Genomic DNA, 13,895 nt, shown 5'->3' on the forward strand with positions numbered 1-13,895 from the left:
AAAAACCTGCAAAGATCGCTTGAGAAAAAACGTTGTGAAGCGCTCCTCCACGACGGCATTGCGGGCTAAGCAGGACTGAGGGTGGTCCAGAAGCGTGTGAAACGCTCGACTTTGACGGGCAGGGTTTGCTCCAGGGTTTGCAAAATGGCGGGGATATCGTTGAGCGGGAACGAGCCGGAGATTTGCAAGTCGGCCACGGCCGGGTCGCAGCGCAACACGCCGGACTGGTAGCGTGAGAGCTCGGCGGCAAAGTCTTGCAGGCGCATGGCGTAGACCACGATGAGGCCATTGACCCAAGCCATTTCGGTGGCTTTGAGTTTGGTTTTGGCATAGACCTGATTGGCGGAGAAGACCACAGACTCACGGGCGTTGACGCGCACCGGGGATTGCTTGCGGCCAAGTGCACGCACATCGACCATGCCATCAAAGACACTCACTTTGGTGTAGTCGCGTTGCTGCTGTTGCCACTGGCGCACGCTAAAGCGCGTGCCCAGCGCAGTGGCCATGCCTTGCTTGGTCACCACGCTGAATGGGCGGTAAATGCGCAGGTTTTCGTGGGCAGTTTCAACCAGGATTTCACCACACACCAGCTCAACAATCCGGTCAGTATTGCTATAGACCACGTTAATGGCAGAGTGGGTATTGAGGTGCACCAGCGTGCCATCTTCGAGCGTTAACTGGCGGCGTTCGCCGACCTCAGTGCTGATGTCGGCCAGCATGCCACGCCAGGGTTGTTCGCGGTAGGCATAGTAGCCACTGCCGCTGACCATGAGCAGCAGAATCAGCTGCTTGAGCAGGCGTCTGCGTTCGGCCGAAGGCGGAGCCTGCAGCGTGGCGAGTGCCAGCGCACCGGGCACTTTGCCAAAGTAAAGCTGCACGCGTTCAATTTGTTGCCAGGCACGGCTGTGTTCTTCATCGGCTTCTAGCCAGGTTTGCCAGGCACGTTTGGCTTTTTCATCCATCTCGCCTGAGAGCCAACGCGCATACCAGTCGCTGGCTTGCTGCATAGCCGGGGTGACTTGTTGTGCGAGTTCAGGCCGCATGCGGAGGCTCTTGCAACAGCGTCATGCATTGCAGCATGGCGGTAGAAACATAACTGCCTACGGTGCGTACGGAGACGCCCAGACGCTCGGAAATTTGCGGATAGCTGGCACCTTCAAGCTGGGCCAGCAAAAACGCGGTGCGGGTTTTGTGCGGCAAGCCATCGAGCATGATATCGAGCCGCACCAGCAGCTCGAGCATGATGGCGCGCGTTTCTGGCGAGCCGACTTCAGCCGGAGCCATGTAGGCCAGTGCTTCGAGGTAGGCGCGCTCAAGATCCCGGCGGCGCACATGGTCTACCATCAGGCCATGTGCAACCCGGCTCAGATAGGCACGTGGCTCGTTTAATACCGGCAGCTCGTGTTTGAGCAACAGATTGACAAAGGTGTCTTGCGTGAGGTCTGCCGCCCAGTTGGGGCAACCCAGACGCTTTTGTATCCAGGCGCGCAACCAGGCATGGTGCTCAAGGTAGAGCCCTCGAATCAAGCCTTGCGGGTTGGATAACTGACTGGACATGGCAACTCTCTTATCGGTGTTTAGGTCTATGAGTGGCAATATTAATGCCAGCCAGCTAACAAATTGAATTGATTGGTTTTTTCAATAATTCCCGGTTGTAAAACTGGCTGCACGCAACCAACTTACATCGTTTACAACCACCAGTTAAGTCAACTTCAGCACTAAAAGCTTAAAGCGCATTACGGCCACTGATGGGTTGTGGCAGATACACAAAATACCATTCACCGTAATAGCGCTTGTCATTGAGATGCTGCAACTCACCGCGGTAGCCTTTGCTTTTAAAAGGCACTTTGTCCGACAGGCTGTATATGCCCATAATGCCGCCACTCGGCGCTTCGACGATGCCCCAGCCTTCACGCTGCGTGATCGGGTCCTGATAGGGTTTGCGCAGATGCCGGCGCGGCGACGGGAAGCGCTCATCGTTGTACAAAGCCTCCAGCGTCGGTGGAAAAGTTTTAATCACACCCGGCGTCTGGTTGTAATAACGGCCGATGGCATCGCGGTAGGCCAGGCCGACCTTGATCAACTCCTGCTCACGCTCGCGCATTACCTGCGTCTGCCAGCGTGTGGCAGCCTCCGACAAGATCAGGCCGCTCAGCATGATCAGCATAAACATGCCAATCAGGATAAAGCCCTGCGCTCGCCTACCACAAGGCATACGGAGTCCCATCCTCTGCCAGCAGTGCCGAGCCGCTATGCACATCAAACACACTACCCTGCTCGTCGATATTGGGCGGCAGTGTAATCACCCAGGTATCGGCACGCTCGGTGATCGGATCGGGTGGCACAGACTTGAGGTATTGGCGCTCGACCAGCTCGTCCAGCGTTTCCGGGTAACGGTTTTTGTCGTTATAAAATTTGTCGATGGCGTCACGCATGGTGACCAGGTCATGACGCAAAGTGGTCTCTTTGGCGCGCTGCAACATGTGCATAAAGCGTGGCGACACGATGGTCAGCAACATGGCCAGAATCGCCAACACCACCAACATCTCGATCAAGGTAAATCCACGTTTCATTGCCTACCACTCGCTGTAAGGTTGCTGGTTGATGCCAATGGCTGTTGAGCGCGACGAAACGTCGTAGACATCTTTGGCCATGTCGTCGATGGCACCATCATAGGCACGGATACGCCAGGTATCGGCATTACTGAGCTGTTGGTCGGTGGCAAACGGGTCGCGCGGGATGCGGCGTAAAAAAAACATTTTTTTCTTTTTGGTATCCTGGGCATTTTCGACGCCGGTGACGAGGATCGCCAGGTTCGGCGGATAGCCACTGCTCTCTGCGGTTTTTTTAATCAGCCCCTGGTCCACTGCATCTTTATAGGCATCAATGGCGTCGCGTATTTGCCACAAGGCGCGCTTGAGTTCGCGCTCTTTTTCGCGCTTGCCGTTGAGTTGCACCACCGGACTGGCCGCCGTCACCAGCAGCGCCAGTAATACCAGTGTCACCAGCAGCTCGACCAGGGTGAAGCCCTTGCTGCGTTTGGCGTGGGCGGGGTTGGCAGAAAACAGTCGCAACGCAAACATGGTCAACTTATCTCAATGCCATCAGGGCTGTACCGCGCCACCATCGGTGCTGTTCATCATCTGGTTGGCAAAGCCGCTGTCATTACGCACATTGCTGCTTTGCGTACTTTGTGGTGTCACCACGGGCGCAGCGGGCGGAGTGGTGTCTACCGCTTGCACCGTACGTGCGCCGCCTGCCCCGACCGGATTCGCCGTCGCCGCCACCCCGGATGGAATCAGGCTGTACACCGCATTGGCCGGGCTCAGGTTGTGCATGATGCGCGGCGTGATGAGCAGCACAATCTCGTTTTTACGCTTGTCCTGATTGTTGTTGCTGAACAGCCTGCCGATCAAGGGCAAATTGGCCAGGCCAGGCACTTTACGCTGGGTGCGCTGCTCGTCATCGCGGAACAGGCCCGCCAGGATTTGGGTTTCGTTATTGCGCAATTGCAGGGTGGTATTGGCGTTGCGGCTACCAATGGTGTAAGCCAGCACGCCGGAACTGGTGGTGACCTGGTCAGTAATATTGCTGACCTCCATGCCGACCTTGATGCTGACCTGGTCCTGCATCTGGATCACGGGCTCCACATCGAGCTTGATGCCGACCTCGATATAATTCACGTTCTGGCTGACAAAGCCTTGCGCACTGGCGACACTGGTCAGCACCGGGATCTTGTCACCGACATGAATCTTGGCACGGTCACGGTTCTTGACGCGGATTTTGGGGCTGGCCAACAAATTGGTGTCGGTATCCTGATGCAACAAATTCAGCACCACGGCCGGATCGTTGATGGAAAACACGCCCAGTTTGCCGTTAAAGTTGCGCAACTCGGTCAGCGTTAATTTGCCCGCCTGTGGCTGCGTGCCACTCGTGCTGCCCGCAGCATTGCCCTGCACACCCACCCCAATCTGGCTGGGATACTGGATGCCCAGGTTTTCCAGGTTACGGCGGTTGATCTCCATCACTTCCACCTCCAGCATGACTTCCGGCTCATTGAGGTCTTGCGAGGCAATCAGTTTTTCGGCCACCTTGATGCGGTCCAGGGTGTCACGGATCACCAGCGTATTGAGCTTTTCATCCATATACACATCGCTGGCGCGCAGCACGGTTTTCATCATATTGAGCGCGCGCTTGGCATCCATGTGCGTCAGGTAAAAACTGCGCACAAACAGCTCTTCATATTGCGCCGCACGTGATTGCGGGTAAATCAGCAAGGTATTGCTGTTGAGGATTTTTTTGCCAAGCTGGTGGCTGGTCAGGATCACCTCCAGCGCCTGTTCAATCGGTGTATCCCGCAGCAGCACATTGACGCGGATGCCATCACTGAGCTCCTGGTCAAACGAGAAATTCAAATCGCCGGCCTTACCCAGATATTCAAACGCCTGCTTGATCGGGGCGTTTTTAAGCTCCAGTGTCACCTTCTTTTTGAGCGATGACTGCAACGGCCGCACCACACTGCTGCGTTCGTTTTTCTTTTGTTCCAGCTGTTCAAATAACTGTCGCGCTTCTGGCTGCGCGGGTTGCTCGGCCAACACGGTGCGCAAGCCAAACTCTGCGCCGGCCCAATCCTCGGCCGCAATCGCGCTTTTAACCTGCATTAATTGCTGGTCGTGCTGGCGGGCTTGCGTGACTTTTTGCAAGCCATCACTGGCCGCGCGGTTATTCGGTGCTGCTTGCAACACTTGTTCATAAGCCGTCATGGCGGCATCGTATTGTTTGGCCTGCAACAAGCTATCAGCTTCCTGCAATTGCTTTTGCAGCTTTTTCTCCTGTAGCAAACTGAGCCAATTTTTATATTGCGGCTGGCGTGGGTTTGCCTCTACCAGTGGCTGCAACAGCCGGATCGCTTCGTCATCCTGGCCGCGCGCTGCGTAGAGCCGCGCTTGCTCCAAGGCCGCATCGCCATTTTTTTCAGCCGCTTGCCAGTGACTGCAACTGAGCAATAATAGCGGGCTGCCGAGTAGCCACATCCAACGCCAGCCTGTTTGTTTCATCTGTTTGCTCAAAGCATTCCCCCATTTTCCAGCATCATTTCAAAGCGCTCTCCGGCATGTTGCAGCACCAGCCTGTGCTGATCTAGCCGCGTGACCCGCCACCCCTCGGCAAACCGGTCACCTTCACGCACCACATATTGTTGTTGTCCATCACTTAAAAACACCTGCCAGCGGCCTTCTTGCAGCAGGCGGCCGGCATAGGTATACGGGTTGACCGGCTCAGCTGCGGCTGACGCCTCTGCAGGCACTGCTGGCGGCGGGAGTGCCGCAAACAGGTTGACTACTGGTGCATCCATTTTTGCTTCATCGCTAGTCGGCGCATCCATCTTTGCCTTATCTCGCCCCGGGATGTCTGCATTCAACGCAGGCAGCAAGCCCGTGGCGGGTTGCGCGTCGGTCAGCGCGGCATGTAATGCAGGCAGCGCCTGTGACAAAGGTTTGCGCTGCTTGGCCGCCCCAACTGGCATGGCATTCGCAGTGACCGGCGTGGGCGCGGTCTCGGTGTCAGACTGACTGACCCACCAGCAGGCAAACAAGGTCATGGCAAGCGCGGCCACTAAGCCGATTTGCCGGTTCATGCTGGCCTCCGTTTGCGCGTATACAAGTTGAACTCAATATAGGCCTCCAGCCCGGCTTGCTGCACATCGGTGCGTTGCAGTTTGCATTGTGCCAGCGCCAGGCTGGGGTAGCGTTGCAAGACCAGCGTCAGAAAATGCCGCAGTTGCACATAATCGCCACTCAACGGCAGCTTGATACGCTGCACATATAAATCACTTTGCGCAGTCGCGCCGGATTGAAACTCGGCGCGCTCAAACACCATGCCCATGGCATCGGCCAGGGCCAGAATCTCGGCACTGACGCGGTCGGCGTCTTCTTCACTCGGCCATTGCGCCAACACTGGCATGGGCTGCGGTAAGGTCTGATTTGCTGAGGACGTGGACGGCCTGGCCGTTTGCGTCTGGGAGCTATACCCGGCGGCTGGTGCACGCAATCGCTGTTGCCAGTCTTGCTGCAGCCACCAGGCTTGTGCCAGCATGATCACCACTGCCAGCGTCAATGCCAGCAGGCCGAGTAACCAGGGTTGACGCCAAGGACTGTGCTGCCAGGCAAACTGCAGGCGTGCCCACACGCGGCTCAGAGCCTCGCTACCATTACGCCCAGAATTTAAAATTGCCATGCGGCCTCCAGTTGCAAGCTAGTCATGCGCTCGCCATTGACCTCGGTGCTTTCGCTGCTATTGAGTTTGACGGCCGCCAGCGAGGCTTGCTGACGCAAACGCTCAACCAGGGCCCAGCCCTGCTGGCGTTTGTGTGCGAGCACCGTCATCCTGACCAGTTTGCGCTTGGCATCGGGCACCAACTGCATCCAGTAAAGTTCCGCCTGTTGCGCGCGTTCTAGGTCATGCAGCAATGGCAGCCACGGCGTGGCAATCTGCGCCTGCGCCTGCGTCAACTCGGCCTGCAAGGCCGGGCTGATAGGCGCAAGCTGCACCACCGGGGCTGGGCGGCTGGCAGACTGCCTGGCCAGCCTCTGCTGCTGCAAGGCCTGATTTTGCTGGTTAAGGTGCTGATAAAGCGGTACCAGCACCAGCAATAGCAACAGCAAGATCAGGCCGAGCGCACAAGCGACCGGGCCAGGCAGCCGACCAGCGGCATGATTAAAGTCCAAAACTGGCATGGCGGCACGCATCAGGCCAGACTCCACATCGGTTGACCCGCTGGCTCAGTCGTGGGTAAAACAATGACTTTAAACGGCGAGAAATCTTCTGGGCGCAGACCTGCGAGTGCGGTCTGGGCCAGATAAACCGGCAACTGCGCCCGCTCAGGATGCAGGGCCTGCTCGCGCAACAACACCTGGCGCAAGGTATGCCGCCAATCGCTGTCAGGGGAATGGCGGTCTACCGGCAACGTGCGGATCTGCTGCCAGGCACCGTGTTGCAGGCAAGCCAGTGTCAGGCTGGTTGACTCACGGCAGACGATCCAGCCAGCCGCTTCACGGCCCTGCTTTCGCATCCACGCCAGGCTTTGGTTAGCCGAAAGTTGCCAGGCTGGCAGCAGTTGGCCGATAGGCAATCCTGCCGCATCAAACTCGCGATGTAACTGCGTCAGCAAGTCCTCGGCAATCGCATTGATCAAAAATGGCTTGCCATAGCCCGGGCACTGGCTGCGTAGCTGCGATGGCTGCGTCTGAGACCCAAACGCCTGCTGCAAACCATGGGCAAAATAGGCTTGCTGATCCGCACGGCTACGGATCTGATCTTGCCAGGGCAAGGCCAGCCAGCGCACAAATTGATTAGAGAGCACGACCACCACATGCCAGCGTTGCCCGGCATAGGTTGATAACACCAGGCGCAAGGTCTCCCACAATGGCGCAGATGGGGATGCAGCATGGGCATCACTGTGATCATCCACCGCATGCGCCGCGTGTTGCAGGCATTGCGCAGCGCCACCCAATCGTCCGCGCCGAGAGCACTCAAAGGCGACAATGCGGTCATGCGTGATCACTATGCGCAACTCTGGCGCAGTGTAGGCTTGCCACCAGCGGCGGCTGGCGGCGGCATGGCAATCGACGCCGGGCTCAGGCCAATGATGTAACACGGTTAATCTCCTGCAAGGTGGTTTCGCCCGCGGCCACCAGGGCCAGCCCGGATTCACGCATGGAACGGGTGCCGGTGGTGGCTGCCAGTGCCTTGATCTGGCTGATGGGGGCTTTGGATACGATGAGCTCGCGCATGCGGTCATCAAACAACAATAATTCAGCAATGCCCTTGCGGCCCTTGTAACCGCTGCCGTGACACTGGCCACAGCCCTGGCCTTTTTTAAACTGGTAATGGCTGGCGGTCGCTGGTGTGAGGCCAGATTTAGTCAGCAAGGCGGCATCAGGGTGGTCGTCCACCTTGCAATACGGGCAAATCACGCGGATCAGGCGCTGCGCCAGAATCACATTGACCGCCGAGACAAAGCTGTAGGCATCGACCCCCATATTGGTAAAGCGGCCAATGACATCAAACACATTATTGGCATGCACCGTGGTCAGCACCAAATGTCCGGTGAGCGCCGATTGCACGGCAATTTGGGCGGTGTCGCCATCGCGGATTTCGCCCACCATGATTTTGTCCGGGTCATGCCGCAAAATCGAGCGCAAGCCACGGGCAAAGGTCAGGCCTTTTTTCTCATTGACCGGAATTTGCAAGACACCGGGCAGCTGGTACTCCACCGGGTCTTCAATGGTGATGATCTTGTCCTGGCCCTGATTGATCTCGGAGATCATGCCATACAGGGTGGTGGTTTTACCGCTGCCGGTGGGCCCGGTCACCAGCAACATGCCATACGGCGCCTCGGCCTGGGCGCGAATTTGCGCCAGCAAGGCCGGGGCAAATCCAAGGACTTCCAGGCTGATGCCCTGTGCCTCGCTGAGGGCTTTGCGGTCGAGCACGCGCAACACCGCATCCTCGCCCAGCACACTGGGCATGATGGAGACACGCAGGTCAATGTCGCGGCCCAGCGCATGCACCTTGCAGCGCCCATCTTGCGGAATACGGCGCTCGGCAATATCGAGCTCGGACATGACCTTGATGCGCGAAATGGCCTGCTCGGCCTGCATCACGCCATTCAAACCGCCGACTTCGGTGAGCACGCCGTCAATGCGGTATTTGACACGCAAGCCTTGCAGCGTTGATTCGAGATGGATATCACTGGCCCCGGCCTTGAGCGCGTCGTACAAGGTAGAGCGTACAAAACGCACCACCGGGCTACTGTCTTCGCTGATGGATTTGAGCGAGAGCTCTTCCACCGGCGCCTCTTCTTCATGGCTGGTAGCATCACCCGCATGCACCTGATCCATCGCCCGCATTTGCGCCTCGTGAAACTGCAAACAGGCCGCAATATCATTGCGATGCGCCAGTGACCACTGCACCGGTTGCCGCACCAGATGCTGCAAGCGTACCTGCAAGGCCTCGTCAAACGGGTCGGCCATCAGCATGTGCAAAGACTGATCCTCCGCTTGCATCAGGATCACGTGCCAGGCATTGGCGTCATTGAGGCCCAAGGTGTCAAACATGGGCTGCATGGCATGCATGGCCAGCGCGGTCTTGACCGGATAGTGCAGCCAGCGGCCCAAGGCCTCGACAAAGGCATCGGCGGCCAAGCCACTCAGTGATTCCAGCACCTCGACCAGCGGCCGGCCGCTTTGCGCAGCTAACAGTCGCGCCTGCTGCAGCAAGTCGCCGGACAACACGGGGGCCTCGCCCAGAGGCTGCTCCAACATGGATAAATCCTGCATATTCATTTTAAGCTTGCATCCCGTCTACAACCTCTATCCTCTGACACGCCTACTAAAACGCACCTCTTTTTTGGGGGCTCATGATTCAATCGAGACTTTTCATTTGCGGCGCTCATTATTCAATCGCGCCGGCCAACTCAAAAATCGGCATATACATCAACACCACCACCAGCCCGACAATGAGGCCGATGATGACCATCAGTGCCGGTTCCAGCAGCTTGCTCAACCACTCGACGCGGCGCGCGGTATCCTCGTCATAAAACACCCCAATCCGCCCCAGCATCTCGTCCAGCTGGCCGCTGCGTTCACCCACGCGCAACATGCGGTTGGCGATAGAAGTGGTCAAACCATGCACCTCCATGGCACCAGACAGCGGCTTGCCCTCACGCACATCAGCGATCACCTGCTGCAAGGCGCGTTGCATTTCTAGCGGCAACAAAGACTGCACCATGCCCAGGGCCGTCAACAAGGGAATTCCTCCCTGTAACAACATCCCCAGCGTGCGGTAAAAGCGCGCCAGCTGGTAAATGCGCAAGGCCTCACCCAAACTCGGGATCTGCCAGATTTTTTTCATGATCCAGGCCTGGCAAGCCGGACGCGAAAACAGCAACCACAGCATGGCGATACCGCTGATGGTGCTCAATAACACCAGCTCGCCATGCCCTTGCAGCAACTGTCCCCAGCGCAGCAGCATCTGGCTGGCCCAGGGCAGCTTGTCGCCACCACTCTCATAAATCGTGCTAAAGCGCGGCACCACATAACCCAGCAGAAATAGCACCACCAGCCCGCCGACCACGATGAGCAACACCGGATATATCGACGCTGAAATGATTTTTTTACGGATGGCATCGACCTGCGTCTGATAAGCAACATGGCGTTTGAGCGCCTGTGCCATGTCGCCGGTGCGCTCGCTGGCACGGATCAAGGCGACATACAAAGGGCTGAAGACCGCGGGTTGCAAGGCCAGCGCCTGCGACAACGGCAACCCCTCATACAAGGCTGTCCGTAAAGCGGTCAGCACCGCTCTTGAGGTCTCCTGCTGCTCTTTCTCGGCCAGTCCCTCAATCGCCTCAATCAAACTCAGGCCAGACTCCAGCAGCGCCAGCAACTCCTGGCTAAACAAGCTGAGCTGAAAGCTGTTTTTCTTGATCGGCCATTGCGGAAGCGCCCATGCCCGACGCGGCTGGCGCACCTGCAAGACGCCATATCCACGCGCCTGCGCCTGCTGACGTGCAGCCTGCGGGTCGGCCGCCTCCAGCGACATCCAGCTGACCTCGCTGCCCTGCAATACCTTGAGCTCAAACTTCATGACGAGATGGCTGCTTTACCAGTTACCCACATCGCTATCGGCGTCCTGGCCACCCGCCGCACCATCACTGCCCAAGGTCCAGACATCGTAATCGCCATGCTCGCCGGGCGCGCGGTATAGATATGGACGCCCCCACGGATCGGCGGGCACGCCTTTAGCCAGATAAGGCCCCTGCCACTTGGTCTCACCACTGGGTGCCTGATTCAGCGACGCCAGCCCTTGCTCAGTGCTGGGGTAATGGCCAGTGTCCAGCCGGTAGGTGTCCAACGCACGTGACAAGGCCTCAATTTGTGCTTTGGCGGTTTTGGTTTCAGACTTGCCGATCTGCGCAAAGTACTTGGGGCCAACATAGCCAGCCAGCAGACCGATAATCACCATCACCACCAGCAGTTCCAGCAAGGTAAACCCCCACTGTGTGTCTGGCGCAGGCGTGGCCCCTGAACGGATTGCAGATTGATTTTTTTTGGACATGATTTACCCCCGACTACTTGGTCATAAACAATTGGCTCACGCGATTAAGCGTGTCCAGTGACAACAAACCACTGCTGAACTGCAAGTTCACCCAGTCACTAATCAGGCTGTAATAGGCCTTGGTCAGTGCCAGCTGGTTGTTAAACAGCTTTTGCTGGGCTTCCAGCACCTCGTGATTGGTTTTAAATCCGGCCAAAAATCCTTTTTGCGTGCCATCCAGAGCCACCCTGGCCGACTGCACCGCTTGCTGGTAGGCAGTGACGGATTGTTGTTGTGCGTGCAGACTCTGGTAGTACTTGCGCACATTGAACTCCACCTCGCGCAACTTGGCGGTCATGGTTTCTTCACTGGCAGTCAGGCGGCTGGCACTCTGGCGCACATTGGCACTCACATACCCGCCCGCAAACAACGGCACATTCATTTGCAAGGCCAAGGTGGTCGTGTCAAAACGCGAGCCCAAGGTGTTATTGCTGTCGTTCTGGCTGTAAGAGCGCACACCGACCAAATCCAGCGTCGGATAATGCCCTGCCTGTTTTTTCTCGACATCCTTCTTGGCAACCTCAATATTCTGGTAGGCCGCCGCCAGCTCAGGGTGGTGTTGCCGGGCCAGCGCCAGCCAGGTTTCCAGCGGGTGCTCAGCCGGGCTGAGCTGATTCAAGCCATCGACCAGCAGCTCGGCAGACAAGACATGCGTGCTGCCTGTCAGAATCTGCAGGCTTTGCTGACTGGCCTGCAAGTCATTATTAGCTTGCAAGTGCTCCACTTTAGCCACATCCAGGTTGGACTGCGCCTCACTCACCTCGACCACGGTGCCACTGCCGCGCGTATAACGCTGTTCTGCCTGTTGCAATTGCTGGCTGACCGCCTCCAGCTTGCGGGCCTGCACCGTTACGCGGTCTTGCGCGTACAGCGTCTCCAGATAAACCGACACCAGCTTGAGGATCAGCTTTGCGGTTTCCTGCTCCAGCAATGACTCCTGCGCACTCACATAAGATTTGGCGCCACCATACATGGCGAGCGTCTCTTTGTTGTACAGCGGTTGCCTGACCGAGAGGCTGTAATTTTCGAGCGAATAATCGAGCTCACTATTGACGGCCCCCAGCGTGGTTTGCGTCGTGCGGTCCGTATTGCCGCGCCCCTTGAGCAAGCCCAGTTGTACCTTGGGGTAAAACATTGCGCGCGCCTTGGTCAACTCTTCACGCTCAGCCTCGGTATTGGCCAGCGCAGCCCGGTAGTCTGCATTATGGGTCGCCGCCAGTTGATACAGACTGTTGAGGTCGGCCTCGGCGATAGCTACCCCAGTCAGCAGCAAGCCAGCTAGCAGATACAGACACTGGTGCATGGTCATGATAAGCAACCGGCTTAAAGCCTTGCATCGATGCACAGACTCACGAGTAACAGCAACAAATACGGATACAGACAAGGTTATTCTTCTTTCATTGAAGCAGCCAACCGCTTGCTCAGCGGATGCATCAGGTAATTCCACAGCGTGCGTTCCCCGGTCTTGATCACGACCTGTACTGGCATGCCCGGCTGTAACTGGCGGCCTTGCAAGGCTTGCACGCCTTTGTCCGTCAGCTTGACGCGGGCCAGGTAATAACTCTGGCTGCCTTCAGGCGTAGCGGCCGGTTTGCTCAGCAGGTCTTTGGAAACCGATTTGAGCTGGCCCTCTGCCAGCAGTTGCGGGCTGTTGGCAAAGGTTGAAAAGCGGATATCGGCCGCCTGGCCGACATGGATTTTGTCGATCAGGTGTGGCGGAATCTGTGCATCCACAATCAGCGCTTCGCCCGAGGGCACAATATCCATGAGTTTTTGCCCAGGCTGGATCACGGCACCCACGGTGTGCACCTGCAAGCCCACCACCTGGCCTGAGGCTGGCGCGCGGATTTCGGTCCGCCCCAGTTCTTCGCGCAACGCGCGGACTTTTTCGGCATCGGCCTCGACTTGCAATTTGACTTGCGCCATTTCTGCATCAATGTCTTTTTTCTCCAGCTGTTTGCGCTGATAAATTTGCTGTTGCAGCTCGAGAATGGCCCGCTGTGCACGCAACAGATTGGCTTGCGTATTGGCCCGGTCACCATACAGGGCCGCCACACGTTGCTCCAGGTCATTTTGCTGGTTGCGGGGCGCATAGCCCTCGGCCGCCAGGGCGCGCACACCCTGCAGTTGTTCTTCGAGCAGGCGCAGTTGCGATTCATGACTGGTCAACACGCCGCGATAGCCTTCTATCAGCGCCTGATAGCCGGCAATGGCCTCTTGCTTGGCCGCAATATCCGCCGCCAGCGCTGACACTTTGGCCAGCAGCAACTGGCTCTGGTTACGCATCTGTTGCTGAATCAGCGGGTCGGTCTGCTGGCTGATCAAATCCGGGTGAAAATCAATCAGCGTGCGCTGCGTCTGCTCGGCACGCAAGCGGTCTTCCTGTGCGCGCAACCCGGCATAACGGTGACGCACCTCTTCATAGCGTGCCTTGCTGGCCTGGGCATCCAGCTTAAACAACAGGTCACCGGCGTGCACCTCCTGCCCTTCGTGCACAAATAACTCGCTGACCATGCCGCCAGACAAATGCTGCACCACCTTGTGATTGCTTTCCACACTGATCACGCCTTCGGTCGGCACGCCCTCATCCAGTGGCGCCAGCGCGGCCCATAGCACAAACCCGGCCAGGCCCGCCAGCAAAATCAGGGCGCCTTTGCGTGCAGGCCTTGCGTTATGCGCATAGTCTTCAATGGCATGGACATTGTCAGGGACAGGGCTGGTCGACATCAGCGACATGT

Annotated in this window: 15 protein-coding genes; all 15 read right to left on the reverse strand. The window is 57.6% G+C overall.

The genetic code is table 11. From position 1 onward, the window contains the following. Positions 1-65: 65 nt before the first annotated feature. A complete protein-coding gene (locus Q9292_RS08430; protein WP_313986787.1) occupies positions 66-1,043 on the reverse strand; it encodes a FecR domain-containing protein in 978 nt (325 codons plus the stop codon). Then, the gene (locus Q9292_RS08435; protein WP_275356135.1) at positions 1,033-1,557 is read right to left on the reverse strand and encodes a sigma-70 family RNA polymerase sigma factor; all 525 of its coding nucleotides are present in this window, start codon (positions 1,555-1,557) and stop codon (positions 1,033-1,035) included. The genes Q9292_RS08430 and Q9292_RS08435 overlap by 11 nt, the downstream gene beginning before the upstream one ends. Positions 1,558-1,726: 169 nt before the next feature. Next, positions 1,727-2,215, reverse strand: coding sequence for a type II secretion system protein (locus tag Q9292_RS08440; protein WP_313986792.1), 489 nt, complete (start codon positions 2,213-2,215; stop codon positions 1,727-1,729). After that, positions 2,202-2,573, reverse strand: coding sequence for a type II secretion system protein (locus tag Q9292_RS08445; protein ID WP_194748526.1), 372 nt, complete (start codon positions 2,571-2,573; stop codon positions 2,202-2,204). The genes Q9292_RS08440 and Q9292_RS08445 overlap by 14 nt, the downstream gene beginning before the upstream one ends. Positions 2,574-2,576: 3 nt before the next feature. After that, positions 2,577-3,083 (reverse strand): prepilin-type N-terminal cleavage/methylation domain-containing protein, encoded by a 507-nt coding sequence (locus Q9292_RS08450; RefSeq protein WP_313986796.1) that lies wholly within the window; start codon positions 3,081-3,083, stop codon positions 2,577-2,579. Positions 3,084-3,104: 21 nt separating this feature from the next. Further along, a complete protein-coding gene (locus Q9292_RS08455; protein WP_313986799.1) occupies positions 3,105-5,057 on the reverse strand; it encodes a tetratricopeptide repeat protein in 1,953 nt (650 codons plus the stop codon). An 8-nt stretch (positions 5,058-5,065) separates the two neighbouring features. Then, entirely contained in the window at positions 5,066-5,635 is a 570-nt protein-coding gene (locus Q9292_RS08460; RefSeq protein ID WP_313986801.1) for a hypothetical protein, read from the reverse strand. Then, complete coding sequence (locus tag Q9292_RS08465; protein ID WP_313986803.1) at positions 5,632-6,234, reverse strand: hypothetical protein; 603 nt, start codon at positions 6,232-6,234, stop codon at positions 5,632-5,634. The genes Q9292_RS08460 and Q9292_RS08465 overlap by 4 nt, the downstream gene beginning before the upstream one ends. Next, a complete protein-coding gene (locus Q9292_RS08470; protein ID WP_313986807.1) occupies positions 6,222-6,734 on the reverse strand; it encodes a hypothetical protein in 513 nt (170 codons plus the stop codon). Before Q9292_RS08470 ends, Q9292_RS08465 begins: the two co-directional genes overlap by 13 nt. An 11-nt stretch (positions 6,735-6,745) precedes the next feature. Next, a complete protein-coding gene (locus Q9292_RS08475; RefSeq protein WP_313986809.1) occupies positions 6,746-7,654 on the reverse strand; it encodes a hypothetical protein in 909 nt (302 codons plus the stop codon). Further along, positions 7,635-9,344, reverse strand: coding sequence for a GspE/PulE family protein (locus Q9292_RS08480; RefSeq protein WP_409934486.1), 1,710 nt, complete (start codon positions 9,342-9,344; stop codon positions 7,635-7,637). The genes Q9292_RS08475 and Q9292_RS08480 overlap by 20 nt, the downstream gene beginning before the upstream one ends. Positions 9,345-9,453: 109 nt before the next feature. Next, positions 9,454-10,647 (reverse strand): type II secretion system F family protein, encoded by a 1,194-nt coding sequence (locus Q9292_RS08485; protein WP_313986813.1) that lies wholly within the window; start codon positions 10,645-10,647, stop codon positions 9,454-9,456. Between the two features lie 15 nt (positions 10,648-10,662). Beyond that, a complete protein-coding gene (gspG, locus tag Q9292_RS08490; RefSeq protein ID WP_313986816.1) occupies positions 10,663-11,118 on the reverse strand; it encodes a type II secretion system major pseudopilin GspG in 456 nt (151 codons plus the stop codon). 13 nt (positions 11,119-11,131) lie between these two features. Beyond that, entirely contained in the window at positions 11,132-12,466 is a 1,335-nt protein-coding gene (locus Q9292_RS08495; protein ID WP_313986819.1) for a TolC family outer membrane protein, read from the reverse strand. A 77-nt stretch (positions 12,467-12,543) separates the two neighbouring features. Then, entirely contained in the window at positions 12,544-13,893 is a 1,350-nt protein-coding gene (locus Q9292_RS08500) for an HlyD family type I secretion periplasmic adaptor subunit (protein ID WP_313986822.1), read from the reverse strand. Positions 13,894-13,895: the final 2 nt, after the last annotated feature.

Origin of the sequence: Methylophilus sp. VKM B-3414 (assembly GCF_032248435.1) — a bacterium.
Classification (GTDB): domain Bacteria; phylum Pseudomonadota; class Gammaproteobacteria; order Burkholderiales; family Methylophilaceae; genus Methylophilus; species Methylophilus glucosoxydans.

What these genes read in the sequence shown, in the direction of transcription:
- Q9292_RS08495 (WP_313986819.1), bottom strand. Translation starts at nt 12,466, where the DNA reads ATGACCATGCACCAGTGTCTGTATCTGCTAGCTGGCTTGCTGCTGACT.
- Q9292_RS08500 (WP_313986822.1), bottom strand. Translation starts at nt 13,893, where the DNA reads ATGTCGCTGATGTCGACCAGCCCTGTCCCTGACAATGTCCATGCCATT.
- Q9292_RS08445 (WP_194748526.1), bottom strand. Translation starts at nt 2,573, where the DNA reads ATGAAACGTGGATTTACCTTGATCGAGATGTTGGTGGTGTTGGCGATT.
- Q9292_RS08470 (WP_313986807.1), bottom strand. Translation starts at nt 6,734, where the DNA reads ATGCCAGTTTTGGACTTTAATCATGCCGCTGGTCGGCTGCCTGGCCCG.
- Q9292_RS08435 (WP_275356135.1), bottom strand. Translation starts at nt 1,557, where the DNA reads ATGTCCAGTCAGTTATCCAACCCGCAAGGCTTGATTCGAGGGCTCTAC.
- Q9292_RS08450 (WP_313986796.1), bottom strand. Translation starts at nt 3,083, where the DNA reads ATGTTTGCGTTGCGACTGTTTTCTGCCAACCCCGCCCACGCCAAACGC.
- gspG (WP_313986816.1), bottom strand. Translation starts at nt 11,118, where the DNA reads ATGTCCAAAAAAAATCAATCTGCAATCCGTTCAGGGGCCACGCCTGCG.
- Q9292_RS08455 (WP_313986799.1), bottom strand. Translation starts at nt 5,057, where the DNA reads ATGAAACAAACAGGCTGGCGTTGGATGTGGCTACTCGGCAGCCCGCTA.
- Q9292_RS08430 (WP_313986787.1), bottom strand. Translation starts at nt 1,043, where the DNA reads ATGCGGCCTGAACTCGCACAACAAGTCACCCCGGCTATGCAGCAAGCC.
- Q9292_RS08465 (WP_313986803.1), bottom strand. Translation starts at nt 6,234, where the DNA reads ATGGCAATTTTAAATTCTGGGCGTAATGGTAGCGAGGCTCTGAGCCGC.
- Q9292_RS08460 (WP_313986801.1), bottom strand. Translation starts at nt 5,635, where the DNA reads ATGAACCGGCAAATCGGCTTAGTGGCCGCGCTTGCCATGACCTTGTTT.
- Q9292_RS08440 (WP_313986792.1), bottom strand. Translation starts at nt 2,215, where the DNA reads ATGCCTTGTGGTAGGCGAGCGCAGGGCTTTATCCTGATTGGCATGTTT.
- Q9292_RS08485 (WP_313986813.1), bottom strand. Translation starts at nt 10,647, where the DNA reads ATGAAGTTTGAGCTCAAGGTATTGCAGGGCAGCGAGGTCAGCTGGATG.
- Q9292_RS08480 (WP_409934486.1), bottom strand. Translation starts at nt 9,344, where the DNA reads ATGAATATGCAGGATTTATCCATGTTGGAGCAGCCTCTGGGCGAGGCC.